The sequence below is a fragment of the Mesorhizobium sp. M0761 genome (assembly GCF_040320205.1).
In the GTDB taxonomy this organism is placed as follows: Bacteria; Pseudomonadota; Alphaproteobacteria; order Rhizobiales; family Rhizobiaceae; genus Mesorhizobium.
This window is the reverse complement of record NZ_JAMYPF010000003.1, coordinates 356,665-382,069: the sequence shown is the minus strand read 5'-3', so window position 1 is coordinate 382,069 and position 25,405 is coordinate 356,665. Positions and strand designations below refer to the sequence as shown.

Here is a 25,405-nt window from a genome sequence, read left to right as displayed (position 1 = left end):
TGTTTGCCACCCCTCGCCGGCCGCCCAATCCATATCGCCCGAAAATCGCTTACCGGTTAAAGCGGATTCTCGGCATAAAACTCCAAAACCCGCTGCTTGAAGGTCTTGTCGCCCACCGCCAGCATATGGTCACGGCCGTCGATGTGAAATGACTTGGCATTCGGCATCAGCGCGGCGAGCTCGTCGGGCGAGCCGCCGATATCGTCTGTCGTCCCGACCGCAATCAGCGTCGGTTGGGCGATGCGCGTCATGTCGTGTTCGCTGAGCAGTTCGCGCGACGTGGCGATGCAGGCAGCCAATGCCCGGCGGTCGCTGCGCGTCTGATCGGCAAAGGCGCGAAAGGAGCGACCGCGCGGATGGCTGGTGGCGGCCGGATCGTCGGCCAGCAGCGCCTCGGCGATCGGATCCCAGTCGCCGACGCCGTCGACCATGCCGATGCCGAGGCCGCCGAAGACCAGCGTCGCCACCTTGTCGGGATCGGACAGCGCCAGGAACGCCGCGATGCGCGCGCCCATCGAATAGCCCATGACATGCGCGCGGCCGATGCCGAGATGGTCGAGCAGGGCCGCCGCGTCCGAAGCCATTTTGGCCGGGGTGTAGTCGGCCTCGTCATAGCTTTTCGACGACGAGCCGTGGCCGCGATTGTCGAAGGCGATGGCGCGATAGCCGGCATCGTTCAGCGTCTTGAACCAGCCGGGCGATACCCAGTTGACATAGTGGCTGGAGGCAAAGCCGTGGATCATCAGCACCGGATCGCCCGCCCCCGACGCCGGCAGGCGGTCGAGGAAGGCGAAGTCGAACCCGTCATGGGAGAAGAATTGCATCGGGAGCGGCTCAGCCGGCGCCGGGCGTGGGCGCGTTGCCCTTGTCCGATGGCGGCATGCCGGGGCCGTACACCGTGCCGACGGCCGGATGGCGCAGCAGATCGCCATGGTCGATGCCGTTTTTGGCGGCGGTGCCGGCCTTGAGCTCCAGCACGAAGCGCACTGGCACACCCGGCGAGATGACTGCATCGGACAATGGAGTGCCGTGCTTGACGGCCCGGACCTTGCCGTCCTGTCCAACAAAGATCAGGTCGAGCGGCATCGGCGTGTTGTGCATCCAGAAGCCGACCTGCTTCTGCATCTCGAAGACGAACAGCATGCCATGATTGTCGGCCATATCCTGGCGATACATCAGGCCGGCCTCGCGTTCCGAGTCGGTGTCGGCGACTTCGATCGAAAAGGATTTATCGCCGCCTTTCGTCGCCACGACCAAGGGTGTCGGATCGACGGGAAGGATCATCGCCTGACCGCCGGCGATCGTCTGCTGGGATGCGGTCGGCTGCCCGGAATAGAAGTAAGCGCCTGCGGCTACCGCAACGATGACGCAGAGCGCGCCCGCTGTCAGCCAGTTCCTGTACGCCATTGGAAATCCTCGACCAAAGACCATGATCCCTAAAAGTGGTCTCAGGTATTCGGATAAGATCGTGGTGAAACCAAGAAAGAGCCGTCCTGATTTCCTCAGGAGGGCTCGCGTCCTAATGCGCGACCGGCAAGGTGCCCATATCGGGGTGAATCTCGGCAGCCATGAGGCCCTTGTCACCGCGTCCGAAACGCACCAGCACGACCTGTCCGGGCCTGAGCTCGGTGATGCCATAGCGGCGCAGCGTCTCCATATGGACGAAGATATCCTCGGTGCCCTCGCCGCGCGTCAGAAAGCCGAAGCCCTTGGTGCGGTTGAACCACTTGACCAGCGCCCGCTCGAGCCCGCTTTCCGGCGTCACCGCCACATGGGTGCGCTGTTCCTGCATCTCGGCCGGATGGACCGCCGTAGTGGTGTCCATGGACAGCACCCGGAACGCCTGCAAACCACGGTCGCCGTGCTTGACAAGGCACACGACACGCGCGCCCTCCAATGCAGTCTGAAAACCGTCCTTTCGAAGGCAGGTGACATGGAGGAGGATGTCGCCCGAAGAACCGTCATCGGGAAGTATGAAACCGTAGCCCTTGGCCACGTCGAACCATTTGATGGCGCCGGCGATTTCGACAAGGTCGGCGCTATCGCCGCCACTGTCACTCTTCAGGGCGTCGTCAAGGTTCTCATCCCGCCTCGTGAAAGAGGCCTTATCCCCCATAAGAACGCCCCCTTTTTTTCAAGAAAACCGCAAGTGATTCTTGACATTAGATTAACACCGCCGCTTCCGGGGTGTGCAAGACCTGCCGTGCCTTTTTTCGCGGTTGAATACAGGAATAGCTGACTTGTTGTTTGCCGGCGTCGCTGCCGACAGCAATGACGATCCATCAAGGCGGTCAACCGGTCGGCAATTTGCAAGGGATTTCGCCGAAATCGGCAACCACTTGTGTCCGGCGCTTTTGTCAGAGCCATCTGATTTTTCCAAAACCGGTGACCACTTTCAGTCCGATGCTCGTTGCCCTTCGGCGGGGTGGACCTTATGTTGCCTCGCAACCCAAACATCCCCGAGGAAATCCCATGCGCTACCTCCACACAATGGTCCGTGTCGCCGACGTCGATGTCTCGCTCGATTTCTACTGCAACAAGCTCGGCCTTAAGGAAGTGCGCCGCTACGAAAACGAGCAGGGCCGATTCACGCTGATCTTCCTCGCCGCCTCCGAGGATGTAGAAAGCGGCATCACTGAGAAGGCGCCGCTGATCGAACTGACCTACAATTGGGACCCGGAGGAGTACAAGGGCGGACGCAATTTCGGCCACCTCGCCTATGAGGTCGACGACATCTACGCCACCTGTCAGCATCTGATGGACAATGGCGTCATCATCAACCGGCCGCCGCGCGACGGCAACATGGCCTTCGTCAAGTCGCCGGACGGCATCTCCTTCGAACTGCTGCAGAAGGGCCCGGCCAAGCCCAAGGCTGAGCCGTGGGCATCGATGCCGAACACCGGCACCTGGTAGCGATCACGCCATCTTGAGCGAGGCGGCCGCGCCGACAAGCCGGCCCCTTTGCCATTTCGAGCAACGGCACCTATTTACCTGCCTGTCGCGCCAGCCAAGCAAAGCCAGTGCCTCACCCAGGAGAATTCATTTATGCCGACCAGCCGTGCCGATGTCTCCACCGCGTATGCCAGCCGCTATTTGCAGCAGTTGTGCAAGCACTGGGCGCACAAATTTCCCGTCGAGTTCGATCCGAACCACGGCACCATCGATCTGTCACTCGGCCGCACGGTTCTCGATGCCGATGCGGCAGCGCTGCATATCACGGTGTCGACGGATGAAAGCGGATCGCTGGAGCGCATGGAGAGCGTCGTTGCCGATCACATCAAGCGCTTTGCCTTCCGCGAGGAACTGACTTTCGAGTGGAAGCAGGCTCCGGCGACCTGATCTGCTGTCAGCCGCAACGCCGAACGCCGGAAGCTGCCAGCCCCGGACAACGTTATGGCGTCACTTGGTTGCGACGCCATCTGAACCGTCGGAACGACGGATCGCTCAGAACTTGTAGTTCAGGCCGATCTTGATCGTATGGGCGTCGATCTTCACCTTTGCGTCGTTGCCCTCGATATCTGTCAAACGGACCTTGCCGAAGTCGAAGTACTGGTATTCCAGCTTCGTGGTCCATTTGTCGGCGAAGGCCCATTCGACACCGCCACCGATCGTATAGCCAAAGCGGCCTCCGCTCCTCGATGCGCTGCTGTCCAGGTCGGGCACCCCGTCAAAATCGAAAGTATCGCCATAACTCAATTTGTAGTGAGTCGCCGCCGCGCCGCCCTTGGCGTAGATCAGCAGCCTGTCGGTGGCGTAGCCCAGACGTGCCGTCAGATCGCCATAGACGCCCAGTTTCGCCGATCCGAAATTGTCCGGCTCTTCGACGATAGTCCTGTCGCCGTCGAGGCCGAGATAGCCCAGATCGGCTTCGACGCCATAGACAAATGCTCCGAACTGCCAGTTGTAACCGGCCTGAACGCCGCCGAGGAAGCCGTCGGTATCGACGTCATGGGTCTGACCAAGCTCCTCGTCGAAGAAGGAATCCGTCTGGTCGACCGCGTCACCGCGTCCCCAGCCATAGCCGGCGTTGATGCCGACATAGCCACCCGACCAGACAAACCCTGCCGGTACGGTCTCAATCACGTCGGCGGCGAACGCCGCGCCGCAAGCCGAAATCAGGAAAGTGGATGCGAGAAGCAGACCTTTCATGAAACTCCCCAATGCGTCGGAAAGAGCATAGCACAGACATGCAGTATTGATTAAGCTGCCCAGGCCGGATAATCGAAAATTGTTGCATAAAAACAACTGTTTAGCCGAGACTTAATTAGCATCGCAACCGCAACGCAGATTTAAGCGATTCAAAGCGAACGCGCCATCTGCAGCAGCGCCAGCACCGACCGCCAGTTGCGCGCGGTGCCTGGCACTTTCAGCACGCGCGGGATCAGCCCGGCGAACACCGATTTGCCCAGCCCGTCTGGCGCCTTGAGGTAGAGCACGTCGCCCTTGACCTCGAAGCTTTCCGGGCCGGTGCATTTTTCGGCAAGCCTGGCGATCTCGTCCGCCGTCGGCTGGCGCTCCAGCGTGTAGGCGTGAAGCTTGGTCGGATCGCCGGCGACTTCCGGATAAGGATTCTCCTTCACCAACCGTTCGAACCAGGAGAGATCGCGCACCATGATGCGCGAGTGAAAGCCCCATTTTTTCTCGAACGCCGTTTCGATTTGTTTCGCCAGCGTGGCGGCGTCGCCCTTCCTGGCCCGGAACACGACATTGCCGCTCTGTACATAGCTGGCGACGTCGGTGAAACCTAGCGCCTCGAATAACGCCCGCAACTCCGCCGTCTTGACGATGCGGTTGCCGCCGACATTGATGCCGGAAAACAGCGCGACGAAGACAGTGCCGCTCATATGATGAACCCCGCCAGGGTCTCGTTGTCGGTGATGTCCTGATAGTGCACGCCCTCGGCCTCGAAATTCGCCCTCAGCAAATCGAAGTTTCGCCGGTCTTTGGTTTCGATGCCAATAAGCACAGAGCCGAAATTGCGTGCCGATTTCTTCAGATATTCGAAGCGGGCGATATCGTCGTCGGGACCGAGCAGTTCGAGGAAGTCCCGCAGCGCGCCCGGCCGCTGCGGAAAGCGGATGATAAAATATTTCTTCAGCCCCTCGAAGCGCAGCGCCCGCTCCTTCACGTCGGGCAGCCGCTCGAAATCGAAATTGCCGCCCGACACCACCGCGACGATGGTCTTGCCGCGGATTTCCTTGCGCGAAAAATCCTTCAACGCGTCGATCGCCAAGGCACCGGCCGGCTCCAGCACCACACCTTCGATGTTGAGCATCTCGATCATGGTGGCGCAGAGCCGGTTCTCGGGGATCAGCCGCACCGCCTGAGCGGCGAACTCCTTGAGGTGGCGCAACGGCTCGCGGCCGATCTCGGCCACCGCCGCGCCGTCGACGAAATTGTCGACATTGGCGAGCCGGACGCGCTTGCCGCTGGCGAGGCTCTGATGCAGGCTCGGCGCACCGGCCGGTTCGCAAAAGACGTAGCGGGCGTCACGTTGCTGATCGGCGAAATAGTGCGTCACCCCCGCGGCCAGGCCACCGCCGCCGACCGGCAGCATGATGATGTCGGGCATGCGCGCGCCCGGCATCTGGTCGGCAATCTCATAGGCGACCGTCGCCTGCCCCTCGATAATATCCTTGTGGTCGAAGGGCGGCACCATATGCGCGCCGGAACTTTCGGTGAATTCGAAGGCGGCGCGGTAGCAGTCGTCGAAGAAGTCGCCGACCAGCCTGATCTCGACGAAATCGCCGCCGAACAGCCGCGTCTTGTCGATCTTTTGCTGCGGCGTCGTCACCGGCATGAAGACCACGCCCTTCTTGCCGAAATGGCGGCAGACGAAGGCAAAGCCCTGCGCATGGTTGCCGGCCGAGGCGCAGACGAACAGCTCGGCCTCGTTGCCGGCGGCAAGCGCCTTGCGGAAAAAGTTGAAGGCGCCGCGGATCTTGTAGGAGCGCACCGGCGAAAGATCCTCGCGCTTCAACAGCACCCGAGCCCCCGTCTTCTTCGACAGATAGTCGTTTTCCTGCAGCGGCGTTTCGGGAAAGATCTCGCGGATCGCGGCTGCGGCGGTGGCGACACGGGAGGAGAAACTGTTCATGGCGCCGTCACCTCTGGATCGAATGGTTCGAAGGCGAAGCCTATTGCACAATTCGCCGTTTGCAGCCACCGATGCGGCGCGGCCGCTTTGACGCGCCAGCAGGAATCCATTGGAGCCATCTTCATGCCTGTTTCGGCTGTCGCCCTGAAGACCATAGACCTTCCTGAATTCGGCGAACCAACAGTGATGCCGCTAGTTCAGCGGCGGACCTACGAAGCGCGCATCGAGGCTCTGCTGGCGCGCGGCGCCGAGGCCGGGCTCGACGCCTTTGCCGTCTATGGCGACCGCGAGCACGCGGCCAATGTCGCCTATCTCAGTGGTTACGATCCGCGTTTCGAGGAGACGCTGCTGGTCATCGTTCCCGGCAGCCAGCCAAAACTTCTCGTCGGCAATGAGGGTTGGGGCTATGCCGAAATCTGCGACGGGCCTTACCAGCGCGTCCTCTACCAGACCTTCTCGCTGCCGGCGCAGCCACGCGACCGCTCGGCCTCTCTATCCGACACGCTTGCCGCCTGCGGCCTGAAAGCCGGCCAGAAGATCGGCGCCATCGGCTGGAAGCCGTTCGGCCCCGGCGATGGCGGCTTTGGCGAGACGACGCTCGACCTGCCGTCCTTCATCGCCGGTACGCTGCGCACACTGGCCGGCGACAGAGGCGCGGTGGTCAACGCCGCCAACCTGTTGATGAACCCATCCGACGGCCTACGCGCCATCAACGAGGCAGACCAATTGGCGTCCTTCGAATTCGCCGCGACCTTTTCCTCGCAGGGCCTGCGCAATGTGCTTGGGAATATTGAGCCCGGCATGAGCGAATTGCAGGCCGCGCGGCTGATGGGGATCAACGGCCTGCCCCTGTGCTGCCACCCGATGCTGTCCGCCGGCAGGCGTGCGCCCTACGGCTTGCCTAGCCCGCGCCTCGACATCATCAAGCGCGGCGATCCCGTCACCATGGCCTATGGCATCCAGGGCTCGCTCAACGCCCGCGCCGGCTTCCTGGTCGAGAGCGCGGCCGAACTGCCGCGCGAGATCGACGACTATATCGACAAGCTGGTCGCGCCCTATTTCGCCGCCGTCGTCGACTGGTACGAGACCATCGGCATCGGGGCTGCCGGCGGAGCGCTTTGGAAAGCCGTGCATGACCGCATAGGGGACCCGTTCTTCGGCGTCTCGCTCAATCCCGGCCATCTCGTCCATATCGACGAATGGATGCATTCGCCGGTGTTTTCCGGCTCGGACATCAAACTGCGGTCCGGCATGGCGCTGCAGGTCGACATCATTCCGGCGACCGGAACCAGCTATTTCACCACCAACATCGAGGACGGTATCGCGCTTGCCGATGAGGCGTTGCGCGAGGAGATCGCGGCCCGCTATCCCGAGGCATGGCGCCGCATCGAGGCGCGCCGCGCCTTCATGGGCGATGTGCTCGGCATCAGGCTCAAGCCCGAGGTATTGCCCTTCTCCAACATCCCTGCGTTCCTGCCGCCATTCTGGCTTTCGCGCAACAGTGCGATGACCGTGGCTCGACGCTGACCACATTTCGGCTGGACACGACTTACTTCTGCCGCACTCTCACTGTCCGGGAGGTGCCGCGGGGGTATATGGGCCTTTTGGCCGGAGTGGAATTTTTGACGTGCGTTTGAAGACGATTTGCATTCTTGCACTTGCCCTGTTGATCGCCGGCTGCGGCGGCCGCAAAACCGAGGAACTGCTCGGCAGCGCCGTCATGTCCACGCCGGTGACCGAAATCTCGGGCAATCACTCGATCTTCATTGCCACCACACGCAAGAAATCCGACGATCCCAACAAAGTTTTCGACGGCGAACGCTCGGCGACGCTGAACTACGCCCGCGTCACCGTCACCGTTCCCGGCACCCACCAGACCGGCCAGATCGAGCGCCGCTCGCGCGGCAAGTCGAACGACCCGGCGAAATACTTCATGGCTTCCGAGGTCGTCGGCTACGATGCGCAGCCTCAATTCTCAAGCGCGCTCAACGCCGACATCGCCGCGCGCGGCGGCCGCGTCATGGTCTTCGTGCATGGCTACAACACCGGCTTCGACGACGCGGTCTACCGCCTGACCCAGATCGTCCACGATTCCGGCTATCCCGGCACGCCGGTGCTGTTTTCCTGGGCATCGGGCGCCAGAACCACCGACTATGTCTATGACAAGGAAAGCGCCAGCGCCGCCCGCGATCAGCTGGAGGTGACATTGCGCATGCTGCAGCAGTCCGGCGCGCGGCGCATCGACATCGTCGCCCACTCGCTCGGAACCTGGGTGACCATGGAAACGCTTCGCCAGATGGCCATCACCGGCGACCGCGATCTCGGCGGCAAGCTCGGCGATGTCGTGCTGGCCTCTCCCGACATCGACGTCGACGTCTTCAAGAGCCAGATGCGCCGCTACGGCAAGCCGGACAAGCCGTTCATCCTGCTGCTCTCCGACGACGACCGGGCGCTGCGGCTCTCAGGCCTGATTGCCGGCTCGCGGCCACGCGTCGGCGACTACAAGGATGCCGCCGACCTCGCCGCTTATGGCGTCACCGTGGTCGACCTTTCCAAGGTCAAGGGAGGCGACAGCTTCAACCACACCAAGTTCGCCGACAATCCCGAACTGGTGAAGATGATCGGCCAGCGGCTGCGCGAGGATGACGGCTTTGCCAGCGACCAGACGGTGACCGACCGCATCAGCGCGCTCGGACAATAAGGCTGTCGCCTTGCGGCGACCGTCGCCGCGTGAGGTCGCGAATGCCGACCGGCCCGCTCACTTTCAACTGGACCGGACCGGTCTCTGCCTCTACGACATTGAAATCGGCGCCAATGCGCCAGCGGGAGCCCGCGTGAACGAGCGATGGAAGACTGTCCTGGTCCTTGCGTTCGCGCTCGCTGCCGCCGGCTGCGCCGGCCCGAACACCCATGACCTGTTGAACGAGACGACGGTTTCGGTGCCTGCCTCCGACATCGCGGCCACCCACGAAATCTTCGTCGCCACCACCCGCAAGCAGGCGACCAAGGACCCACGCCAGGTGTTCGATGGCGATCGCTCGCTGACCACCAGCTACGCCCGCGTCGACGTCACCGTGCCGAAGGTCCACCAGGTCGGCGCCATCGAGCGCGCCAAGGGCTCGGCCAATTCGAACCCGGCCAAGCAATTCACCGCCACCGACGTCGTGCGCTATGGCGACGCCTCGCAATTCGCCAAGGCCGTCGGTGCCAACATCACCATGAATGGCGACCGCGCGCTGGTCTTCGTCCACGGCTTCAACAACGGCTTCGACGATGGGGTCTACCGGCTGACGCAGATCGCCCACGACACCGAATATCCGGGTACGCCGATCCTGTTTTCGTGGGCTTCGAGCGGCAAGACCACGGGCTATATCTACGACAAGGACAGCGCCAACGCCGCGCGCGACGACCTCGAAGCGACGCTCAGGATGCTCGCCAAGACAAAGGTCAAGAGCATCGACATCATCGCGCATTCGATGGGAACCTGGGTGACGATGGAAGCGCTGCGCCAGCTCGCCATCACCGGCGACCGCGATCTCGACGGCAAGCTCGGCCGTGTTGTCCTGGCATCGCCCGATATCGATGTCGACGTCTTCAAGAAGCAGATGATCCGCTACGGCAAGCCCGACAGGCCGTTCGTCATCCTGCTTTCCGCCGACGACCGTGCTCTGAGACTGTCCAGCCTGCTATCCGGCGACAAGCCGCGCGTCGGCGACTACGGCAACGCCGCCGACATTGCCAGTTACGGCGTCGTTGTGGCCGACCTCAGCCAGATCAAGGGCGGCGACCGCCTGAACCACGCCAAATTCGCCGACAACCCGTTCCTGGTGCAATTGCTCGGCGACCGTCTGCGCGCTCCAGCCGGCCTGGCATCGGACGAACCCACGCAGGGCCAGATCGACAATCTCGGCCGAGGCCTCGGCAAGGCAGTCGGATCCGTCGCCGAGATCATCATCACCACGCCATTCAAGGTGCTGACCATCGCCACCGGCGGATGAGAGCCAAGCACCGGGGCTGATCTCAGATAAACAAACCTACCTTCTGGAACGTCGTCACGTCGATCAGGCCGACATCGGAAATCCTGAGTTCCGGGATGACGACCAGCGCCAGCAGCGAGTGCTGCATGTAGGCGTTGTTGAGCGAGCAGCCCATCTTGCGCATCGCCTCGGTCAGTTTCTCCGCCTTGGCCGCCACGATTTCCGCCCGCTCGTCCGACATCAGCCCGGCGATCGGCATTTCGACCAGCGCAAGCTCCTTGCCCTTCGAAAACAGCACCACGCCCCCGCCGACCTCGCCCAGCCGGTTGACGGCCAGGGCCATGTCTTCCTTGTTGGTGCCGACGCAGATGATGTGGTGGGCATCATGTGCGACGCTCGACGCCATGGCGCAGTCGCCCATATAGCCGAAGCCTGAGACGAAGGCATTGGTGACGCCGCCGGTGCCGCGGTGGCGCTCGACCAGCGCGATCTGGCAGATGTCGTTGCGGCGGTCCATGGCGACCAGCCCGTCCTCGACCGGCAGGTCGGCCTCCAGCGCCCGCGTCGGCGCCTGGTTTTCGATCACGCCGATGACCCGCACCCGCACCTCGTTGGCGCCCTTGGGCGCCGCAATGTCGAAGTCGCCTGGCTTCAGCTTCTTGCCGAGCTTGACGGTGTTCTTCGCCGATTTGGGGTAATCATAGGCCGGAATGTCGATCTCGAGCTTGCCGCCCTTGGCCAGCCTGATACCGCGGCCATAGACCTCGTCGATGGTCATGGCGGCAAGATCGGAGACGATCAGCAGATCGGCCAGCCGTCCCGGCGCGATCGAGCCCAGTTCGCGCTCCAGCTTGAAATGCTGGGCGGTATTCAGCGTCGCCATCTGGATCGCCGTCACCGGCTTCAATCCCTGTTGGATGGCGTGGCGCACCACCCGGTCCATATGGCCTTCATGCACCAGCGTGCCGGAATGGCTGTCGTCGGTGCACAGGATGAAGTTGCGCGGGTCGAGACCGCTCTCGGTCACCGCCTTGATCTGCGAGGCAACATCGTACCAGGCCGAGCCCAGCCGCAGCATTGCCTTCATACCCTGGCGCACACGGGCGATTGCGTCCTCGGCGCGTGTGCCTTCATGGTCGTCCTCCGGCCCGCCGGCGACATAGCCATGGAACGGCAGGCCGAGATCGCGCGACGCATAGTGGCCGCCGACCGTCTTGCCGGCCTTGATCGTTGCGGCGATCTCGCCCGACATGACCGGATCATTGGCCACGACACCGGGAAAATTCATCACTTCGCCGAGCCCGATGATGTTTTCCCAGGTCATCGCCTCGGTGACATCGGCGACCGTCAGTTCGGCCCCGGCATGCTCCAGACCCGGCGCCGACGGCACGCAGGACGGCATCTGGACGTGCACGTTGATCGGCATGGCGACGGCCTCGTCATGCATCAGCCGCACGCCGGGCAGGCCCAGCACGTTGGCGATCTCATGCGGATCGATGAACATCGAGGTGGTGCCGTGCGGGATGACGGCGCGGCAGAACTCGGTCACCGTCACCATGCCGCTCTCGACATGCATGTGCGCGTCGCACAGGCCGGGCACGAGATAGCGGCCGCCGGCGTCGACCACCTTGGTGCCCTGGCCGATGGCATGGCTGGCATTCGGCCCGCAATAGGCGAAGCGGCCGCCGGCAACGGCGATGTCGGTGCCGGCTATGATTTCGCCGGAGTGCACGTTCACCCAGCGGCCGTTGCGAATGACGAGATCGGCAGGCTTGCGCCCCGTCGCGACGTCGACCAGATGCGTCGCCATCTCGGTCCAGGGCTTGGGTTTCGTCGCCGACGGCTGCTTGGCCATGAAAGACTCCTGTTTGCCAGACTGTGCCAAGCCGGCAAGGTTTTGGCCAGCGATCACGGACGAAATCCGCTCGATGAGAATTCGCCGGCGGATGCGCTGCACCTGTTCACACCGGCGAGCGTCACGGCGGTCATTCAGTTTGGCTTGTGCCGGCACTTATGCTACTATTCTGCCGACGGTGCTGATTTGCGCCGACGACCCGCCGCGAGGCGGGTTTTTGTTGTGATGAGGCCGAAACCTCCTGAGGTGAAGTCATGACCCGGTTCCTGAAAGCACTCGCCTTCGTCACCCTGTTCCTGATCTCGGCCGGCTTTGCATCCGCCGAGGAACGTTGGCAGACCTTGCCCGAACCGGCGGCCATGCCCAAGCCTGAACAGAGCGGATATGCGCCGGTCAACGGCATTCAGATGTACTACGCCGTTTTCGGCGCCGGTGATCCGATTTTCCTGATCCATGGCGGCCTTGGCCATGGCGACATCTGGGCAAGCCAGGTGGCGACCATGTCCAAGACGCACAAGGTTATTATCGCCGACAGCCGCGGCCATGGCCGCTCTACCCGCACCGAGCAGGCTTACGGCTATGACCTCATGGCGTCGGACTATCTTGCGCTGCTCGACTATCTCAAGATCGACAAGACCGCTCTTGTCGGCTGGAGCGACGGCGGCATTATCGGCATCGACATCGCGCTGCATCATCCGGAGCGGCTGACACGGCTCTTTGCGCAGGCCGCCAATGTCACCACCGATGGTGTCGATCCGGGTGTGCTGACCAACAAGACCTTTGCCGCCTATATCGACCGCTCGGGACGCGACTACAAGAAACTGTCGAAGACTCCCGACCAGTACGATGCCTTCGTGGCGCAGATCAGCCACATGTGGGAGTCGGAGCCGGCCTGGACCAAGGAACAGCTCGGCAAGATAACCACGCCGACCGCGATCGTTGCCGGCGACCATGACGAGGCGATCAAGCGCGAACACACCGAATACATGGCCTCCGTCATTCCGGGCGCCAAGCTCATCATCCTGCCCAACGCCAGTCATTTCGCCATGCTGCAGGCGTCGGACGAATATAGCCAGGCGGCGCTGGACTTCATTGACGCCAAATAGCGCCCCCAGCTAGAGCACCCCAGCGCAGCAACGGGTGCTTCCGATTGTTGAACAATGGGTTCCGTTTTGCGGCGAATAGGATTACCTTCCGGCAAGGCGCCTTCTTAACCGCCTTTTCGGAGAACTCGATGCGCTGTCTGACCATTGCCAGTGCCGGATTTCTGATTGCTCTGGCCGCGCCGGCATTCGCCGCCGACCCGATGGCGGTGACGATGACCGAACCAGGCTTCGACTGGACCGGCTACTATGCCGGCCTGCAGGCCGGCTACGGCTGGGGCCAGTCCGACATATCAGTGACGGAAGGCGCGCCGTTTTCCATCTCGCCCGACATTGACGGCGGTTTCGTCGGCGGCCATGTCGCCGGCCTGTGGCAGTTCGATCAGGCGGTGCTCGGCGCCGAGGCGGAGCTCAGTTATTCCGCCATCGACGGTACGGCCGTATCAGGCCTTGGCAGCACATTCCGCACGGACATCAAGTGGTTCGGATCTGTCAACGCCAAAGCGGGCTTCGCCATCGACCGCGTGCTGGTCTACGGCGTCGGCGGCGTCGCCTTTGCCGGCATCGAAACGTCGCAAGTCGCGGGCGCGTCGTTCGCCGGCACACGCACGAATGTCGGCTGGACCTTGGGTGCCGGGGTCGACTATGCGCTGACCGACAAATTCATCGTCGGCGCGCAATATCGCTATTATGATTTCGGCTCCGAGCACTATGACGTGGCGGAACCCTTCAACGATCGAGATCAGGATGTGAAACTGAACGCGGTCGGTATCAATCTCAGCTACAAATTCTGAGCGTTCTCGGCGACTGAAATTTTCGCGACAACCAATTGTTTGAAATCACGAACCACCTTTCATGAGTTCGAGATTCGGCAAAAGATGGCTTGACGGGTTTTCGCTGGCGTCTGAAAAGGGCTGGCCTGCGGACGTGGCGGAATTGGTAGACGCAAGGGACTTAAAATCCCTCGATCTCTGATCGTACGGGTTCGATTCCCGTCGTCCGCACCAATTGAAATGCTTAGGATTCGTTCTGTACGAACTCACTGGCTACCATAGAAAAGGCCGACGCGGGTAGCCGCAGGGGCAGCCGGGATACAAAGCCGGAAACTGCCATGCTGGATTTTCATGACTTGGTCGCTCATAGGGAAGCTCTGCTAAATCAGCAGTTGAGGCCGAGATGCAGGAAAGCCTAAGCCTAGACTTCAAGACACCTGCGGTCGGCAAACAGGGGCCCGCTTTCACACCTCAAGAACAACCAACTAAGGATGGTCGGGCGGCGTTGGCAAAAGCACTGTCAGCCTTCATCAATTCGGCCGGTGGTGTTTTGGTGTTCGGTATTGGCTGCCGTAAGGACATGAGAAATACGTGTGGTCCGGCCTTGACGGTCATAATGAGATCAGGATGTGGCTGCACAACGTCTCAAAGACCTTTGCGAGCCGGCCACCTATTGGCCAGGGCAATCCTCTTCGAGTGTAAGCCGCAACTCACAGACCTTTTCATATCGATGCCACTGGGGGGCTTGGCTTTGATAAAATCGCATTGGCAGAGAAGAGGGACAAAACTGAAGAGTTTTTAACACTCTTGCTGGAATACCTGCTGCAACACTCCTGTCGGTGGCAACCGACCGCGCGGCCAGGTCAAGGCACTCCCTTAGGAGCCGGCTGGGGCCGCAGCGGCCTCAACCCGGTGGGCATGCTCCGTCGCGATTTTAAGAAGAGTTGCAGCCGTTTCCTGTGGCGTCCAACCTTGCGCTTCTGACGCAGTCACCAAGGCCGCAAACGCGGCTTCTAATGCGACTTCACAGTTCACCCCACGGTCTGGGCTATCCTCTGGCAATATCGGGGGTTCGACGGATTGGGACATGGTGACTTCTTTCAAAGGGGAAAACCCGCCGCCCCAGCCTTTTGCCACTTGAAAATTTCAGCAAAGGATCATTCCAGCTATCAGCAGCGTGATTAGAACTGACAACGGCACGGCCAGAAGACCGACCAACTCAACATTTCTTGTGTTTTGTCGCTTGTCCATCTTCGTCGCCCGCATGTCGTTGGCTTTGGCATCTTGCCGTCAACGTGCAGCTGTTGGAACCAACCACAAGTGCCGCTGATCGGAGATTCAGTCGGTGCTGCATATTAGCAACACATTGTGGAACGATCGGGCGGCATCAGCCAATTGCTTTTGAATGCGCTTGCACTTGCTTCGTACGATTCCGTACAGTTTCCCCCATAGGGGAGGCGGCCGATGGACCATGACGAGGAAGGCTACAGCATTGACGCCTTCGATTTCGATGTGGTGTGCGAGACCTTCAGGAGATCCGTTCGGGAGTTGAACCTGGCTGAAGAGCATTGGGTAGACCACGCGAAGGCGCTGCTACGGGAATTCACCGACAGCGCACCTGATGACGACATGATTAGCCGGATCGTCGGGCGCTAGTGGCCTATACAGCGGTAGTTGGTTAGAATCGTACCCCGGTCCTGCCACGGAAACCTTTTCCAAGGTTTGCCGCGTCATAGAGGCATCACAGAAGCTCCTGGAACAGATTGCCCAGCGCGGAGGGCCCTATAACGAAAAAGCTCGCCCCCGTGAGGCAGCGGGCAGTTTTGGGAGAAACAGAAATGGGAACAATGGACCCCCGAATTGCCAACGGGCCATCGCCAATGCCGTCAGAGAGCCCTGCCTGGACGTGTGGCGTCCTGTCCGGCCCTCGCCATTGATTTCGTCGGCAAGCTTGTCTTTGGCCTCGTGATAGGTCTTGAAGTTGGCATCGGGATGGCAATCGCCGGCTGCCAAGGATGCCGGCCGCTGGCCGACCCATCAGTTAGGCGTCCGTAGCCAGAGCGTTATAAAGCAGCAAACACGCCAGGATAGGAACGGCGCTGCCTAGCAGCTGGTCTGCCGTGAGGCCGGAAAAATAGACAAGATGAAACGTCACCATCGCTCTACCAATCACGGTTCGGAACACTGCCGAATTAACCGTTAGCCGACGCTAATGTTCCGCTCTGGACTCACTACCGCTTTGGAAGAATCCTGCCGCAGCGATCAGCGCCCCGCCCGACCTTGATCTCAACGTCGGTGCCACAAGGCTTTCCTTCGTTCGCATGGTTCGCAGAGATTAGCACGATCGCATACTCTCATCTCATCCGGCGTCGTCTCCCTCACAAAGCAGCGCCGGTAAGGCTCGGCGACCTTCTTGTTTGTCCCGTGTGCCAAATGAGGTCGCCGGGCCTGCCGTTGCTCATCTTTGCTGGTGGCTGCTCCTGATGGCTGCGCTTGGCGCCGTCGCCCTACTGCTACCTGCGGGGTAAGGCCGGCGAGCCCTCTTGTCAGGCAGTCCGGCATGTAGGATTATAGTCCTCGTTGCGGCGACCCCTCAATGGAGAGCGCCAATGGCCAGAACCAAACCTTCGGAACAACTTTCCCGGGCTGAAATCGAGCGCTTCCTGGCGGCAGCCGAAGCGCTGCACAGGAGCATCGTCGGGCCGCTCCTGGCGTACTGCGGTGAGCACTACCAAGCTCTACGTGATGTCCATGGACCCCTGTTGAAGTCGATCGACACCATCACCGGCCAGAAGGCGAAGTTCATCCAGTGGAACGGGACAGGACCGGCACAGCCCCGGGACAAGCCTCCGGGCTAAGTCTCCTCCCGGAAGTCCAGCAGCTTGGCATGGCGAAGCTTCTCCTCGCCCTTCAGGAACCGCACGCGGCCGACCAGGCCCGGCTTTAGCCATTCGGCTTTGTCACTTTTGAGCCCTTTCGGCGCCGGCCCGCCAATCTTGCCTTGCACGCGGTCCCATAGGCGCTGGCGCTTGTCCGCCTTGAAGGTGACGAAGGCGCCGCCGGCATAGTGGCCTTTGTCGGCCATCAGCACCATGGCAGGCTTGCCGGGCTCGCGCTGCACGCCGATGATGTCCATCTCCTTTTCGGCATAGCACTTGATCTTGCGCCAGTTCGTCGTCGGACCCGACCGATACTTGCTGCCCTTCCGCTTTGAAACGATACCTTCAAGCCCAGCCTGGTCGACCAGGTAAAAGACGGCGTCGCCAGTGCCCGGCATCGCTTCGCTGAACTGAATTCGGCCGCCGTCCGGGATCAACGCCCGGAGTATCTCGCGACGGTCTTCCACCGGCGTGTTCCGCAAGTCATGCCCGTTCAGGTGCAAGAGGTCGAATGCTAGCAGATACAGATCGCGCGACGGCTTGCGGCTGGTCGCGGCTAATTGATGCGCATGGAAGTCGGATAGGCCAGCCTCATTGATCGTAATGGTCTCGCCGTCGATGATGAAGTCTTTCGCCTCGATCGCTTCCGCCTCACCGGCAAGTTGGATGTAGCGGCCCGTCCAATCATAACCGTTCTTGGTGATCAGCCGAATCCCGTCATCATCCTTGATGACCTGGGTGCGGTAGCCATCGAATTTGATCTCATGAATCCAATCATCGCCCATCGGCGGCGTGTCGACCAGTTCGGGTTCCATGGGCTTGATGAATTTCAGACGCATGCACTGACTCTCAGAACTGCGACTTCAATTAGCAATTGCTAAATTAGTTCCGGAACATTTTAGACGAATTGGATGTTTGAAGGGCTATGAAGATCGAAGCCGACCAATGCCGGGCAGCGCTGACGCTCATCCGGCGCACAATGGAAGAGCACTGTCCTCCTGGCGTGCTGCCGAGCGAAGAGATGGTCAATGGGCTCTATGGTCCGGAACTGATCCATGAGGCGGAAGCCATTGCCGCCGGCATCGTCGCAACCATTGACCAGCTGCAATTGCCCGTGATGAAACCGCCGTCCCCTAGTATCAAATAGAGACCGACACAGGGAAGGTCGCTTGGCCGCGCGATCGTGGGCTCGCAACGACCTGCGAGGCGATGCCGGCCTCACCAAGGGTTACAGCCCCTCGACCAGCAGCGAAGGCGGCTCGCGGCAGTGCAACGCCCGAAGTGTTTCGAGACGACGATGTCCACCGAGCGTAGCCAGCGCGCGTTGTGCTGCACAAGGACCGAGGCAGCGGCACGGCCGCCCGGGCTACTCCAAAGGCGGCTCTTCGCTCTGTGGAGCCAAAACGGTGATATCCATCCTGGCGATTGTCGATGCGGCGCGCCCCTGGGCGCCAGAATCCGTGTCGCCACTTTCTGCCGCCATTGCCTTGGCGCGATGTCCTACGCTGTCTGCGCTTTTGCCTGGCGCAAATCCTTCGCCCGGTTCTGTCTTTGCGGGTTTCGGTCGAGTTTCAGCTGCCTGCCGATGTTGGTTTCCAATCGCCGAGACCATTGATACCTCCCCTTGATGAGGCCGCGACTGTACCTGTCAAGGCTGTAGCGAGGCTGATCACTTAAGTGGTCGGGTTGCGCCCGCTCGTAGTGGCCCTCCGATCACTGGGCTCTCGATGCCTTGGCGCTCGCGGACGTCTGGTCGGGTGGGAAGTTCAAACTCAGCCGCCCTTTGCGGCACCGGCTTCGCCCGACAACTAGGAACGATTTCGGCCGCCATGTGTTACGCAATCATGAATCTCGCGGATCCCGGATCAACAATGGCAACCGATCTTTTCACGATGCAACTCGCTGATGCTCAGCAGCGCATCAAACAGACCGAGTTCGCGCTGGTACTCAGCGAGAAAATGGTGGCTGAGAACCTCGCTTTATCCAGCAGGATACGATCGGCGAGGCGGCGTGTCCTGAAGGCCGGAAGGCCTCTGGCGACAGTCGACTCAACAAGCTGAAAGAGTTCTTCAAATGATCTCGACCCAGTCCGGACGTGGGAGAGCTTGCCGGTAACCTTAGCGGTAATCGGCCGAGTCGCAGCAGGAAGCGCGCCGAAAACTTGCTGGACGAAGATTGCGGCGTCGCTATGAATCCCGCCTTGTGTTGCCGAATCCGATCTGCGCAAAGGCGCATGGCCGAGACCAGGCAGCGGCTCACGAAGATTGATCCCAGCAGGACGAATTGACCGCTACGGCTCAGTTGAGACGGCACTTCGAAATCACGACTCCCTGCTGAGCTATCAGTTTCCCTCGATCTCTAATCGTATGAGTTCTGCGCACCACCCTTCGCTCTTCGAGCTTCGGGTGGCACGCCACCGAGTAGCCGTCAAACGTCGAGATAGCCGGCGGCGACGAGCATTGCCTTGTATCGTTGGGCAAATCGGCTGGGCAAACGGCTGAGGTAAGCTGACGCGCCAATATCCCAATGCGCGCCCAGTTCGCGGTCGAAGGCAGCCGGGTCGAATTGCAGCAAGCCGCTGCGTGGGTAGACCGTGAATTCTCCGAAGATCGGCTCCCCCTCCTCCTCGTAGAAATCGACACGCACCATGTCGAACTCGCTGCCGAGCGCCTCGGCTGCCTCGATCATCCGCGCCAGGCTCTTGGGAGGGGGAATTTCCAGGCTCGAGTCGATCGCGCCCTGGACGATGTTCAGCGGGCGCCAATCGCGATCCAGGTGGGCGGTATTCTTGGCCGTGGAACGGAAGGCGACGACGACGATGTAGGCGACGCGGCCAGCCAGCACACAGAATTTGTAGTCGACCGGGTCATAATCCTGGTCCTTGCCGACAAGCGCTTCGACGAAAACCCGCCGCTCTATGTGCGCATAGCTGCGCTCCAGCTTGCGGGCGCCATAGGTTTGGCCAAGGTATTCCGTCATCTCGGCAATGATCGCCTCCCGGTCGGCGTTGGCCGGATCGCGAACGATGACATTCATGGCGCAACCGTGGTTGCATTTGACGGCGTATGGGATTTTCAGGTCATCGAAGGGGATCTGGCGCGGATCGTCGCCCTGCCACAGCACCTCCGGGATGGCGAGCCCGGGAAGCCGCTCCCTGACGATTTCCTTGGACTTGAGCTTGTCGAGAAGGCCGATAAAGCGAGGATCGTCATCGAAAATCTTGCGCCAGTGGACCTTTTCCGTGAACGTCACCGGGGCTGCAAAATTCGGCAGATGCCGCATTCGCTCAAGGAAACGCTGGGTCAACCGGCGATAGCGGACAAGCAGCGCGGCGTTCAGCAACAGGAGAGATGCCCGCGCGCTGTTTCGCTTCAGCCATGCCTTTGCGCCACGCGCCATTCCGGTGTCCTTGCAACTTGCGCAACTTCATCCGCGAAGTGGACGGCCACCCTGCCCGCAGCAGTGAGGCACGTCGAGCTTCGCCGAGCTAGCCCTTCATCGGGTACAGTTTCAAATGCTGGATCAGGATGATCGTCTTGGCGTCGATGATGCGGCCGTCTGAAATGCCGGCCAGCGCTTCATCAAGCCGCATTTCCAGAACCTCGATGTCCTCGCCCTCGTCGGCCGCGCCGCCGCCGGCCGAGATGCGGTCGGCGGGTGAATAGCGCGCCACGAAGAACCACAGCCGTTCGGTGACGCTGCCCGGGCTCATATAGAGGGAAAACAGCCGCTCGATGTTCTGTAGGCGATAGCCGAGCTCTTCCTCGGCCTCCTTGAGGATGGCGGTTTCGGGATCGTTTTTGTCGAGCAGGCCGGCGCAGGCCTCGATCAGCGGTTCGCGGTGGCCGGTGACGTAGGCGGGGTAGCGGAACTGCCGCACCAGAAGCACCGTCTGACGCTCGGGATCGAAAGGCAGGATCACCGCGCCGTCGCCACGATCGTAGGTCTGGCGAATCTGCGTCTCCCACTGCCCGTCGCGCCGGCGATAATCGAGGACGGTCTTCTTCAGGACCGCCCAGTCGTCGGACAGGACTTCCTCCGAGCGGATGCGGATACGATCTTCCATGATGAGCTCCAAGCTGTCGGCGCCATGGCGTAACCGCGAACGGTTTTGCGCGCAACCGAAACGGCGAAGCTTTCACCGCCTCGTGTCTGGTGCCGGCAACTGCCATCGCCTAAATAGCTGCAGTCCCTCTCCGGAGTTTTTTGATGACCGCAGCGCTTTTCCAGCCGATCGCCCTCGACGGCCTGACCTTTCCGAACCGTATCGCGGTGGCGCCGATGTGCCAGTATTCCGCCGAAGACGGCTCGGCCAGCGACTGGCATCTCTATCACTGGATGAACCTGGCGATGTCGGGCGCCGGCATGGTCACCGTCGAGATGACCGACGTCGAACGGCGCGGCCGCATCACCCATGGCTGCCTCGGCCTCTATTCCGACGACAACGAGGCGGCCGCCCGGCGCACGCTGGATGCAGCAAGGCGCGTCGCCGCGCCCGAGACGAAATTCGGCATTCAGCTTGCCCATGCCGGCCGCAAGGCATCCAACCGAAAGCCCTGGGAAGGCGGCGGCCCATTGCAGCCGGGCGAGGATCCCTGGCAGACCGTCTCGGCCTCGGCCATCGCCTATGACACCGGCTGGAATGTGCCGCATGCGCTGGAGGAGGATGAAATCCTGCAGCTCATCGAGCGCTTCACTCAAGCCGCGAGGCGCGCCGAGCGCGCCGGCTTCGACTTCCTCGAGTTGCACGCCGCGCACGGCTATCTGATCTTCCAGTTCCTGTCGCCGCTTTCCAACCAGCGCACCGACCGCTGGGGCGGCTCGCTGGAAAACCGCATGCGTTTCCTCATCGAGATCGCCAAATCGGTGAGGAAGGCAGTTCCAAACCTGATGCTTGGCGCCCGCCTGTCGGTGAAGGACTGGGTCGGTGGCGGCTTCGAGGTCGAAGAGGCGATCGAGGTGGCCAAAGCCTTGAAGGCGCTTAATGTTGCATATCTCTGCTGTTCGAGCGGCGGCAATTCGCCGTTGCAGAAGCTGCCGACCGGCCCCGGCTATCAGGTGCATCTGGCCGAAGCGGTGCGCAAGGGCGCCGGCATCCCGACACGGGCTGTCGGCCTGATCGACGATCCCGCGCAGGCAGAGGCGATCGTCGCCGACGGCCGCGCCGACATGGTCGCGCTGGCCCGCGCCTTCCTCGCCGATCCGCGCTGGGGCTGGCGCGCCGCCGCCACCTTCAGCGAAAAAATCCATCCCGCGCCACAGCTCGCCCGCTCGGTGACCACGATGCAGCACTGGACGAAGGGCTGAACAGGCAGTGCCGACGGTGGTCGCGCTGTCGTTCGCCGCGTCGTCTCCGGTCGGCGCGCAATATTGCGAAGGCACGGTGCACGGCCTGTCCAGGCACTACGATCTCGATACCGGCAGCGGGTTTCTCGCTATGCGCGCACGGCCGAACTTGTCGTCGCGCATGATCGGGCAATTGTTCAATGGCGACCACACCGAGATTTTCGACCGCCGCGGCAACTGGTACCAGGTCGAAATCGGCGGACGGACCGGCTGGGCCAACGCCCGCTGGCTGCGCAACGACTGCGGTTACTGAGACCAACGATTGCGGTTGGTGAGACGTTTGGGCGCAGGCTGACGGCCATTTTTGCAACCATATTGGCTGCTTTGCGTTGCGGCCATCATGGATAACAAACCTTTTGAAACCCCGGTCGTGGTCGAACTCGGCCATGTCGGCAAATATCGCCAGATCCGCAGCACCCAGGAAGCGGCGGAGTGTCTGATGACGGTGTGGCCGCTCAATCGCGGCCCGCGCCATCGTGATGCTCTCGACACTTGCCTCAAAGTGCTGGAAGGTTATCGTTCGACGGCCGATGCACGCAGGGCCTTGATCGAAGCGGCCAAGGAATCGGAAGTGCTGGTTCCCGAAGACCGGCTGCCAGACGCCAAGTTGCATTGAAGCCCAAATTGCAATGAAAAACGGGCCGCATTGAGCGGACGGACGAACCGGAGGATTTCATGGCGAAGCTGACTTACAAGATCGTCGAGCATGACGGGGGCTGGGCCTACAAGGTCGGTTCGACATTCTCGGAGACATTCCCGACCCACCAGGATGCGCTGCGCGCCGCCGAGATCGCCTCGGCCGAACAGCAGATCGCCGGCGCCACGGACGGCATCCAGTATGAGGATGCCGAAGGCAAGTGGCACGACGAACTGGCCGACGGCCGCGACCGGCCGCAGACTGAAGTTTCCGACTGATCTTTGCCCCTCAGCTTTCGCTGCCGGCCGTTGATGCTCGCCTAAGCAATTCCCTGGGGAATTGCGTCAAACAAACAGGCGGGACATCCTGCCCGGTCAGTCGAAGCCGCGGCTTGATCACTTGCCGCAATATTGATCGTTCACGTTGGGCCTCACATTTCCGTAGGGTCCTGACGGGTCGGAGGCGCACGGCCCCGTAGCGCCATAGCCTTGGCTGCCGTCGGCATTGATGCTGCCGGTGGTGCTCTGGTCGACGGTCGATGACTGCTCGTTCCCGAACGGCCACCAGCTGTGATCGTTGGAATACGTGCCGTCCGATGACTGCGCCATCGCCGATGTGGCAAGACCTATCGTCAGCACGGATGCTGCAAAAACTTTCCTGTACATTGAATTACTCCGTATCTGCCGCCTTGGGTGCGACACGGGGTAAAACCGGATATCAGCCGAATGGTTCAGTGAAATTGTTGTGAGGCTGTGGTGAGGTCTTGGCCGGCGAATGTCCGCTCGGCAATGCGCTTGATGAAGGTGATGACGCGGTCCGGCTCGTCGAATTGCGGCATGTGGCCGAGGCCTTCGACCGTCTCGAAATCGAGCCCTTCGATCCTGTCCTTCATCGGCTCCCCATGTATGCGCATGGCGATGACGCGATCGGCTGTCCCGAAGAAAATGCCGGCCGGCATGGCGATCTCTTCATAGCGCTCTTCGATGCGGCCAAGATCCTGTTCGACCGCTACGAAATCGGTGGAGGTTGCATGGAAATGGCTTGGCCTCAGCCCGAGCCATCCGCCGCCATCGATCATGTAGTCGGCGGGAACGGCCTGCGGCGCGAAGATGAACTCCAGTGTCTGCCGCGCATATCTGAGGCTTGTCGGTATCGCGACGGTGTAGGCCATGATCCAGCGCCAAAGCCGCGAACGGATATAGAGCAGGCCCGCTTTCTCGCGGGCGCCGGCTTCCAGATGCGTCAGCGGCGCCAGCAAAGCGATGCCGGAAATCGCGCCGGGATGCTCCACGGCCAGGGTCAGCGCGACGGCGCCGCCCAGGGAGTGCCCGACCACAAGCGGCCTTTCCAGCGTTTCGATGAAGCGCCTTATGATCTCGGCCTGCTCAGGCAAGCGGCCGGTGGCTCCTTTGGCCCGCACCGAATAGCCCGATCCCGGCCGGTCGAGCGCGATCAGCCGGCAACCGGGGCCAAAGCGCTCAAACAGCGTGTGGCGAAACTGGTGGAGCTGCGCGCCAAGTCCGTGCACGAACAGGATCGGCCGTCCCTCGCCCGTTTCGACATAATGGATGCGGCTGCCGTCGATCTCGACGAAGTTTCCGCTGGCCGGCACCAGCCTTCCGGCCTTGGCGGCAATCCAGAGCGTAGCGGCCACCAGGCAGGCCACGATGACGAGAGCCAGCACGGACAGGCCGGCGACAAGCCAAAGCAGAATCGATACCAGCATGTTTCACCCGGGAAGCGGACCGGCGCGCACCATCACCCACTGACGAACGCTCGGCAAGGCAGATGGCGGCTTGTGTCGGCATTGCCGCCAGTTCGATGGCGCGCTATCTCAGGCGACCTTCTTTCTGCCCCAGGCGACCTTGTCTGCCAATGGGCCTGTTTGCCGGAGCCTTCCATGCCTGAAATCGTCACTGCCGCCATGCTTGTCATCGGCGACGAGATTCTGTCCGGCCGCACCAAGGATAAAAATATCGGCCACCTCGCCGACATCATGACGGCCATCGGCATCGACCTGAAGGAAGTGCGGATCGTTCCCGACGAGGAGGACGAGATTGTCGCTGCGGTGAATGCCGTGCGCGCCCGCTACACCTATGTCTTCACCACCGGCGGCATTGGCCCAACGCATGACGATATCACCGCCGATTCGATTTCCAAGGCTTTTGGGGTGCCGTGCGAATACGACGCCAAGGCCTATGCCATGCTGGGCGAGAGCTATGCCGCGCGCGGCATCGAATACACCGAGGCCCGCAAGCGCATGTCGCGCATGCCGCGCGGCGCCGACCATATCGACAATCCGGTCTCCGTCGCGCCCGGCTTTCGCATCGGCAACGTCCATGTCATGGCCGGCGTACCGGCGATTTTCCAGGCCATGCTCGACAATGTCGTGCCGACGCTGAAGGCCGGCACCAAGATGCTGTCGGCCACCGTCCATTGCCCGTTCGGCGAAGGCCTGATCGGTGGTCCCCTGGGCGATATCCAGAAGGCGCATCCCGACACCATCATCGGCTCGTATCCGAAATATGGCGACGGCAAGTTCTGGACGGAGCTGGTCGTCCGCGCCCGCAGCCAGGAGGCGCTGGATTCGGCACGCAAGGACGTCGAGGCGATGGTGGCCGGCTTCACCGCCGCCAATTGACCCTGGGTTCGCGGCCCATCGCCGGGCCGGAACCAAGCACCGCACTCCCACGTTTTCCCTCGGGCGCAGCACGCGCCGGCAGATTTGAGGGATTTCG

28 protein-coding genes and 1 tRNA gene are annotated in these 25,405 nt (G+C 61.7%); 17 read left to right on the top strand and 12 right to left on the bottom strand.

The annotated features are described in order from the left end of the window. Positions 1 to 56 precede the first annotated feature (56 nt). The 3 genes from NKI32_RS07145 to NKI32_RS07135 form a co-directional block, all read right to left on the bottom strand. Positions 57 to 824, bottom strand: coding sequence for an alpha/beta fold hydrolase (locus NKI32_RS07145; protein ID WP_023725755.1), 768 nt, complete (start codon positions 822 to 824; stop codon positions 57 to 59). A 10-nt stretch (positions 825 to 834) separates the two neighbouring features. Continuing rightward, the gene (locus tag NKI32_RS07140) at positions 835 to 1,407 is read right to left on the bottom strand and encodes a DUF192 domain-containing protein (protein ID WP_352913630.1); all 573 of its coding nucleotides are present in this window, start codon (positions 1,405 to 1,407) and stop codon (positions 835 to 837) included. Positions 1,408 to 1,519: 112 nt separating this feature from the next. Next, positions 1,520 to 2,116: a cold-shock protein gene (locus tag NKI32_RS07135; protein ID WP_031193130.1), complete on the bottom strand. Its 597-nt coding sequence runs from the start codon at positions 2,114 to 2,116 to the stop codon at positions 1,520 to 1,522. A gap of 356 nt (positions 2,117 to 2,472) precedes the next feature. Between NKI32_RS07135 and NKI32_RS07130 the strand changes: the two genes are divergently transcribed. Both NKI32_RS07130 and NKI32_RS07125 read left to right on the top strand, forming a co-directional pair. Beyond that, positions 2,473 to 2,913 (top strand): VOC family protein, encoded by a 441-nt coding sequence (locus NKI32_RS07130; RefSeq protein WP_023667513.1) that lies wholly within the window; start codon positions 2,473 to 2,475, stop codon positions 2,911 to 2,913. A 132-nt stretch (positions 2,914 to 3,045) separates the two neighbouring features. Continuing rightward, positions 3,046 to 3,339: a DUF2218 domain-containing protein gene (locus NKI32_RS07125; RefSeq protein ID WP_023702485.1), complete on the top strand. Its 294-nt coding sequence runs from the start codon at positions 3,046 to 3,048 to the stop codon at positions 3,337 to 3,339. A 105-nt stretch (positions 3,340 to 3,444) separates the two neighbouring features. Here NKI32_RS07125 and NKI32_RS07120 read toward each other — a convergent pair whose 3' ends face one another. The 3 genes from NKI32_RS07120 to ilvA all read right to left on the bottom strand — a co-directional run bounded on the left by NKI32_RS07120 (position 3,445) and on the right by ilvA (position 6,097). Beyond that, the gene (locus NKI32_RS07120) at positions 3,445 to 4,149 is read right to left on the bottom strand and encodes an outer membrane protein (RefSeq protein WP_352625781.1); all 705 of its coding nucleotides are present in this window, start codon (positions 4,147 to 4,149) and stop codon (positions 3,445 to 3,447) included. 149 nt (positions 4,150 to 4,298) lie between these two features. Further along, on the bottom strand, positions 4,299 to 4,844 hold the full coding sequence (locus tag NKI32_RS07115) for a DUF1697 domain-containing protein (RefSeq protein WP_352625779.1): 546 nt from the start codon (positions 4,842 to 4,844) through the stop codon (positions 4,299 to 4,301). After that, on the bottom strand, positions 4,841 to 6,097 hold the full coding sequence (ilvA, locus tag NKI32_RS07110; RefSeq protein ID WP_023715803.1) for a threonine ammonia-lyase IlvA: 1,257 nt from the start codon (positions 6,095 to 6,097) through the stop codon (positions 4,841 to 4,843). The genes NKI32_RS07115 and ilvA overlap by 4 nt, the downstream gene beginning before the upstream one ends. Positions 6,098 to 6,220: 123 nt before the next feature. On the opposite strand from ilvA, the gene NKI32_RS07105 reads away from it, so the two are divergent. The 3 genes from NKI32_RS07105 to NKI32_RS07095 all read left to right on the top strand — a co-directional run bounded on the left by NKI32_RS07105 (position 6,221) and on the right by NKI32_RS07095 (position 10,095). After that, positions 6,221 to 7,624, top strand: coding sequence for an aminopeptidase P family N-terminal domain-containing protein (locus NKI32_RS07105; protein WP_353002390.1), 1,404 nt, complete (start codon positions 6,221 to 6,223; stop codon positions 7,622 to 7,624). 100 nt (positions 7,625 to 7,724) lie between these two features. Then, entirely contained in the window at positions 7,725 to 8,798 is a 1,074-nt protein-coding gene (locus NKI32_RS07100; protein WP_023695396.1) for an alpha/beta hydrolase, read from the top strand. 133 nt (positions 8,799 to 8,931) lie between these two features. Beyond that, positions 8,932 to 10,095 carry an alpha/beta hydrolase gene (locus NKI32_RS07095; RefSeq protein WP_023725749.1) on the top strand — a complete coding sequence of 388 codons (1,164 nt, stop codon included), beginning with the start codon at positions 8,932 to 8,934 and terminating at the stop codon, positions 10,093 to 10,095. A 22-nt stretch (positions 10,096 to 10,117) separates the two neighbouring features. Here the strand turns inward: NKI32_RS07095 and ade are convergent, their stop codons facing one another. Then, positions 10,118 to 11,929 carry an adenine deaminase gene (gene ade, locus NKI32_RS07090; protein ID WP_353002388.1) on the bottom strand — a complete coding sequence of 604 codons (1,812 nt, stop codon included), beginning with the start codon at positions 11,927 to 11,929 and terminating at the stop codon, positions 10,118 to 10,120. Between the two features lie 254 nt (positions 11,930 to 12,183). Between ade and NKI32_RS07085 the strand changes: the two genes are divergently transcribed. The 5 genes from NKI32_RS07085 to NKI32_RS07065 all read left to right on the top strand — a co-directional run bounded on the left by NKI32_RS07085 (position 12,184) and on the right by NKI32_RS07065 (position 16,663). Next, positions 12,184 to 13,035, top strand: coding sequence for an alpha/beta fold hydrolase (locus tag NKI32_RS07085; RefSeq protein ID WP_352983869.1), 852 nt, complete (start codon positions 12,184 to 12,186; stop codon positions 13,033 to 13,035). A gap of 128 nt (positions 13,036 to 13,163) precedes the next feature. Then, positions 13,164 to 13,826, top strand: a complete 663-nt coding sequence (locus NKI32_RS07080; RefSeq protein ID WP_352983872.1) for an outer membrane protein — start codon at positions 13,164 to 13,166, stop codon at positions 13,824 to 13,826. 127 nt (positions 13,827 to 13,953) lie between these two features. Then, positions 13,954 to 14,039 (top strand) — tRNA-Leu (locus NKI32_RS07075). Between the two features lie 1,230 nt (positions 14,040 to 15,269). Then, positions 15,270 to 15,461, top strand: coding sequence for a hypothetical protein (locus NKI32_RS07070; protein ID WP_023667524.1), 192 nt, complete (start codon positions 15,270 to 15,272; stop codon positions 15,459 to 15,461). Positions 15,462 to 16,414: 953 nt separating this feature from the next. Further along, positions 16,415 to 16,663, top strand: coding sequence for a hypothetical protein (locus NKI32_RS07065; protein WP_023734430.1), 249 nt, complete (start codon positions 16,415 to 16,417; stop codon positions 16,661 to 16,663). Here NKI32_RS07065 and NKI32_RS07060 read toward each other — a convergent pair. Continuing rightward, the gene (locus NKI32_RS07060; protein WP_353002386.1) at positions 16,660 to 17,523 is read right to left on the bottom strand and encodes an ATP-dependent DNA ligase; all 864 of its coding nucleotides are present in this window, start codon (positions 17,521 to 17,523) and stop codon (positions 16,660 to 16,662) included. The genes NKI32_RS07065 and NKI32_RS07060 overlap by 4 nt on opposite strands. Before the next feature lie 86 nt (positions 17,524 to 17,609). Here NKI32_RS07060 and NKI32_RS07055 point away from each other — a divergent pair, with 86 nt between their 5' ends. After that, a complete protein-coding gene (locus tag NKI32_RS07055) occupies positions 17,610 to 17,831 on the top strand; it encodes a hypothetical protein (RefSeq protein ID WP_023681532.1) in 222 nt (73 codons plus the stop codon). Positions 17,832 to 18,555: 724 nt separating this feature from the next. Continuing rightward, positions 18,556 to 18,744 (top strand): hypothetical protein, encoded by a 189-nt coding sequence (locus tag NKI32_RS07050; RefSeq protein ID WP_023688348.1) that lies wholly within the window; start codon positions 18,556 to 18,558, stop codon positions 18,742 to 18,744. A 367-nt stretch (positions 18,745 to 19,111) separates the two neighbouring features. On the opposite strand, the gene NKI32_RS07045 is transcribed toward NKI32_RS07050, so the two are convergent. After that, positions 19,112 to 20,083 carry an ATP-grasp fold amidoligase family protein gene (locus tag NKI32_RS07045; RefSeq protein ID WP_352511600.1) on the bottom strand — a complete coding sequence of 324 codons (972 nt, stop codon included), beginning with the start codon at positions 20,081 to 20,083 and terminating at the stop codon, positions 19,112 to 19,114. An 88-nt stretch (positions 20,084 to 20,171) separates the two neighbouring features. Further along, the gene (locus NKI32_RS07040) at positions 20,172 to 20,750 is read right to left on the bottom strand and encodes an NUDIX domain-containing protein (RefSeq protein ID WP_353002383.1); all 579 of its coding nucleotides are present in this window, start codon (positions 20,748 to 20,750) and stop codon (positions 20,172 to 20,174) included. 143 nt (positions 20,751 to 20,893) lie between these two features. Here NKI32_RS07040 and NKI32_RS07035 point away from each other — a divergent pair, with 143 nt between their 5' ends. The 4 genes from NKI32_RS07035 (at position 20,894) to NKI32_RS07020 (ending at position 22,945) form a co-directional block, all read left to right on the top strand. Then, positions 20,894 to 21,991 carry an NADH:flavin oxidoreductase/NADH oxidase gene (locus NKI32_RS07035; protein ID WP_353002381.1) on the top strand — a complete coding sequence of 366 codons (1,098 nt, stop codon included), beginning with the start codon at positions 20,894 to 20,896 and terminating at the stop codon, positions 21,989 to 21,991. A gap of 7 nt (positions 21,992 to 21,998) precedes the next feature. Beyond that, the gene (locus tag NKI32_RS07030; RefSeq protein WP_353002379.1) at positions 21,999 to 22,283 is read left to right on the top strand and encodes an SH3 domain-containing protein; all 285 of its coding nucleotides are present in this window, start codon (positions 21,999 to 22,001) and stop codon (positions 22,281 to 22,283) included. An 84-nt stretch (positions 22,284 to 22,367) separates the two neighbouring features. Beyond that, the gene (locus NKI32_RS07025) at positions 22,368 to 22,646 is read left to right on the top strand and encodes a DUF982 domain-containing protein (protein ID WP_032891817.1); all 279 of its coding nucleotides are present in this window, start codon (positions 22,368 to 22,370) and stop codon (positions 22,644 to 22,646) included. A gap of 59 nt (positions 22,647 to 22,705) precedes the next feature. Continuing rightward, positions 22,706 to 22,945 carry a DUF2188 domain-containing protein gene (locus NKI32_RS07020; RefSeq protein ID WP_023667535.1) on the top strand — a complete coding sequence of 80 codons (240 nt, stop codon included), beginning with the start codon at positions 22,706 to 22,708 and terminating at the stop codon, positions 22,943 to 22,945. Between the two features lie 117 nt (positions 22,946 to 23,062). Here NKI32_RS07020 and NKI32_RS07015 read toward each other — a convergent pair whose 3' ends face one another. Then, entirely contained in the window at positions 23,063 to 23,332 is a 270-nt protein-coding gene (locus NKI32_RS07015) for a hypothetical protein (protein ID WP_352650251.1), read from the bottom strand. A gap of 65 nt (positions 23,333 to 23,397) precedes the next feature. Further along, positions 23,398 to 24,393 (bottom strand): alpha/beta fold hydrolase, encoded by a 996-nt coding sequence (locus tag NKI32_RS07010; RefSeq protein ID WP_353002377.1) that lies wholly within the window; start codon positions 24,391 to 24,393, stop codon positions 23,398 to 23,400. Positions 24,394 to 24,567: 174 nt separating this feature from the next. Between NKI32_RS07010 and NKI32_RS07005 the strand changes: the two genes are divergently transcribed. Then, positions 24,568 to 25,308: a competence/damage-inducible protein A gene (locus tag NKI32_RS07005; RefSeq protein WP_023667538.1), complete on the top strand. Its 741-nt coding sequence runs from the start codon at positions 24,568 to 24,570 to the stop codon at positions 25,306 to 25,308. Positions 25,309 to 25,405 lie beyond the last annotated feature (97 nt).

Excerpts from the sequence above, each read along its gene's own strand:
- NKI32_RS07085 (WP_352983869.1), top strand. The coding sequence starts at position 12,184 with ATGACCCGGTTCCTGAAAGCACTCGCCTTCGTCACCCTGTTCCTGATC.
- NKI32_RS07105 (WP_353002390.1), top strand. The coding sequence starts at position 6,221 with ATGCCTGTTTCGGCTGTCGCCCTGAAGACCATAGACCTTCCTGAATTC.
- NKI32_RS07135 (WP_031193130.1), bottom strand. The coding sequence starts at position 2,116 with ATGGGGGATAAGGCCTCTTTCACGAGGCGGGATGAGAACCTTGACGAC.
- NKI32_RS07125 (WP_023702485.1), top strand. The coding sequence starts at position 3,046 with ATGCCGACCAGCCGTGCCGATGTCTCCACCGCGTATGCCAGCCGCTAT.
- NKI32_RS07140 (WP_352913630.1), bottom strand. The coding sequence starts at position 1,407 with ATGGCGTACAGGAACTGGCTGACAGCGGGCGCGCTCTGCGTCATCGTT.
- ilvA (WP_023715803.1), bottom strand. The coding sequence starts at position 6,097 with ATGAACAGTTTCTCCTCCCGTGTCGCCACCGCCGCAGCCGCGATCCGC.
- ade (WP_353002388.1), bottom strand. The coding sequence starts at position 11,929 with ATGGCCAAGCAGCCGTCGGCGACGAAACCCAAGCCCTGGACCGAGATG.
- NKI32_RS07070 (WP_023667524.1), top strand. The coding sequence starts at position 15,270 with ATGGACCATGACGAGGAAGGCTACAGCATTGACGCCTTCGATTTCGAT.
- NKI32_RS07040 (WP_353002383.1), bottom strand. The coding sequence starts at position 20,750 with ATGGAAGATCGTATCCGCATCCGCTCGGAGGAAGTCCTGTCCGACGAC.
- NKI32_RS07080 (WP_352983872.1), top strand. The coding sequence starts at position 13,164 with ATGCGCTGTCTGACCATTGCCAGTGCCGGATTTCTGATTGCTCTGGCC.
- NKI32_RS07035 (WP_353002381.1), top strand. The coding sequence starts at position 20,894 with ATGACCGCAGCGCTTTTCCAGCCGATCGCCCTCGACGGCCTGACCTTT.
- NKI32_RS07130 (WP_023667513.1), top strand. The coding sequence starts at position 2,473 with ATGCGCTACCTCCACACAATGGTCCGTGTCGCCGACGTCGATGTCTCG.
- NKI32_RS07045 (WP_352511600.1), bottom strand. The coding sequence starts at position 20,083 with ATGGCGCGTGGCGCAAAGGCATGGCTGAAGCGAAACAGCGCGCGGGCA.
- NKI32_RS07055 (WP_023681532.1), top strand. The coding sequence starts at position 17,610 with ATGAAGATCGAAGCCGACCAATGCCGGGCAGCGCTGACGCTCATCCGG.
- NKI32_RS07065 (WP_023734430.1), top strand. The coding sequence starts at position 16,415 with ATGGCCAGAACCAAACCTTCGGAACAACTTTCCCGGGCTGAAATCGAG.
- NKI32_RS07020 (WP_023667535.1), top strand. The coding sequence starts at position 22,706 with ATGGCGAAGCTGACTTACAAGATCGTCGAGCATGACGGGGGCTGGGCC.
- NKI32_RS07005 (WP_023667538.1), top strand. The coding sequence starts at position 24,568 with ATGCCTGAAATCGTCACTGCCGCCATGCTTGTCATCGGCGACGAGATT.
- NKI32_RS07050 (WP_023688348.1), top strand. The coding sequence starts at position 18,556 with ATGGCAACCGATCTTTTCACGATGCAACTCGCTGATGCTCAGCAGCGC.
- NKI32_RS07015 (WP_352650251.1), bottom strand. The coding sequence starts at position 23,332 with ATGTACAGGAAAGTTTTTGCAGCATCCGTGCTGACGATAGGTCTTGCC.
- NKI32_RS07010 (WP_353002377.1), bottom strand. The coding sequence starts at position 24,393 with ATGCTGGTATCGATTCTGCTTTGGCTTGTCGCCGGCCTGTCCGTGCTG.
- NKI32_RS07115 (WP_352625779.1), bottom strand. The coding sequence starts at position 4,844 with ATGAGCGGCACTGTCTTCGTCGCGCTGTTTTCCGGCATCAATGTCGGC.
- NKI32_RS07145 (WP_023725755.1), bottom strand. The coding sequence starts at position 824 with ATGCAATTCTTCTCCCATGACGGGTTCGACTTCGCCTTCCTCGACCGC.
- NKI32_RS07120 (WP_352625781.1), bottom strand. The coding sequence starts at position 4,149 with ATGAAAGGTCTGCTTCTCGCATCCACTTTCCTGATTTCGGCTTGCGGC.
- NKI32_RS07060 (WP_353002386.1), bottom strand. The coding sequence starts at position 17,523 with ATGCGTCTGAAATTCATCAAGCCCATGGAACCCGAACTGGTCGACACG.